At 66.2% G+C, this 1,473-nt stretch carries 2 protein-coding genes; both read right to left on the bottom strand.

Features of this window, described 5'->3' with window-relative positions:
• Positions 1–816, bottom strand: an 816-nt coding sequence (locus Y705_RS17360) for an Rv2578c family radical SAM protein (protein ID WP_049822267.1), incomplete at its 3' end; no start/stop codon positions are given.
• 51 nt (positions 817–867) lie between these two features.
• Positions 868–1,473 (bottom strand): ATP-binding protein (locus Y705_RS17355; RefSeq protein ID WP_155849923.1); only part of this gene is annotated, 606 nt, incomplete at its 5' end.

The following is a 1,473-nucleotide window of genomic DNA, read 5'->3' as shown; positions in this document are numbered from 1 at the left end:
CCACTGCAGGAACCACTCGCGCGCCCCGGGTCGGAGGTGCAGCGCGCCGGCCGATACTCCCGTGGCTCCCGCCGTCGCGAGTGCGCCGAAAAGTTCGTCCAGGGCGTCGTCGCTGTCCGTGAGCCACGGAAGGATCGGCATCGCCATCACCCCGCACGGGAGCCCGGCTTCCCGAAGCCTGCTGATCAGGGCGAGGCGCGCCTTCGGAGCAGGCGTACCCGGCTCCACCGCTTCCGCCAGCGCCGGGTCCATCAGTGCCAGCGAGATGCCCATCCCGATCTCCACCGACTGTGCAGCCCGGGCAAGAAGGGGAAGATCCCGGGCCAGGAGGGTGCCCTTCGTGAGGATCGAGAAGGGAGTGCCGGAATCGGCGAGCTCCCCGATGATGCCTGGCATTAACCGGTACCTGCCCTCGGCCCGCTGGTAGGGGTCGGTGTTGGTGCCCATGGCCACGTGCTCACGGGTCCACGAGGCTTTGGCGAGCTCCTTCCGCAGCACTTCGACGGCGTTGATCTTCACCACCAGCTGCGAGTCGAAATCGAGGCCGGTATCGAGGTTGAGGTAGCTGTGGGTCTTTCGGGCGAAGCAGTACACGCAGGCGTGGGAGCAGCCGCGGTAGGGATTGATGGTCCAGCTGAAGGGCATCCCTGAGTTGCCTGACACCCGGTTGAGCACCGACTTCGCCGCCACCTCATGGAAGGTGATACCTGCGAACTCCGGGGTCCGAACCGTCCTCACCAGACCGGCGAGGGGCAGCAGGGCGTCCCCGCCGGTCGCAGCGCCGTCGGGTTCGAGTATCTGGCCATCCCATCGCATGCCTCAATTGAACCAGAGATGCCGGCAGAAATAGAATATCTGTACTAATTATCAGAGCCGCGCGATACGTTCGATGTCCTCGCGGAAGTCCTGGGCGACCTCCGCCGAGACGGTGGTGCGGGTTTCGGCGATCGCAGCGAGATAGTCGGCGGTCGACGGTCCTGCTGCAACCGGCGGCTGCTGTCCATCGGCACCGCTGTACGCAGGGCTGTACACAGCCTTTTCCAGTGCCTGCTGGGAGGCTTTCCGGGCCGCGTATTCGACGTCGGCGGGAGAGAAACCGTCCGTCGCTTCGACGAGGGCGTCGATGTCGACGTCGGCCGCGACCTCCTGCGGGATGTAGCGCGCCCAGATGGCGGTGCGTGCTTCCTCGTCCGGCAGGCCGATGGGAATGACGTAGTCGAAGCGGCCGTGCCGGAGGAAGGCGGTGTCGAGGGCACGGATGAAGTTGGTCGCACAGACCAGCAGCCGCCCCGGCTGCTCGCGGAAGGCGGGAATGATCTTCAGGAGCTCATTCGTGACTCCCTGGAGCGGTGACGGTGGCTCGCCCTGGCGTTGCGCCGCGATCTCCTCGACCTCGTCGATGAAGACCACCGCGTGTTCGAGTTCGGAGATGTTGAGGAACGTCTCGCGGAGCGCGCCGGCGAGCCCCCGTGG

The sequence above is a fragment of the Arthrobacter sp. H41 genome (assembly GCF_000520535.1).
GTDB lineage: Bacteria > Actinomycetota > Actinomycetes > Actinomycetales > Micrococcaceae > Arthrobacter_D.
This window is presented reverse-complemented; position numbering and strand designations above follow the sequence as displayed.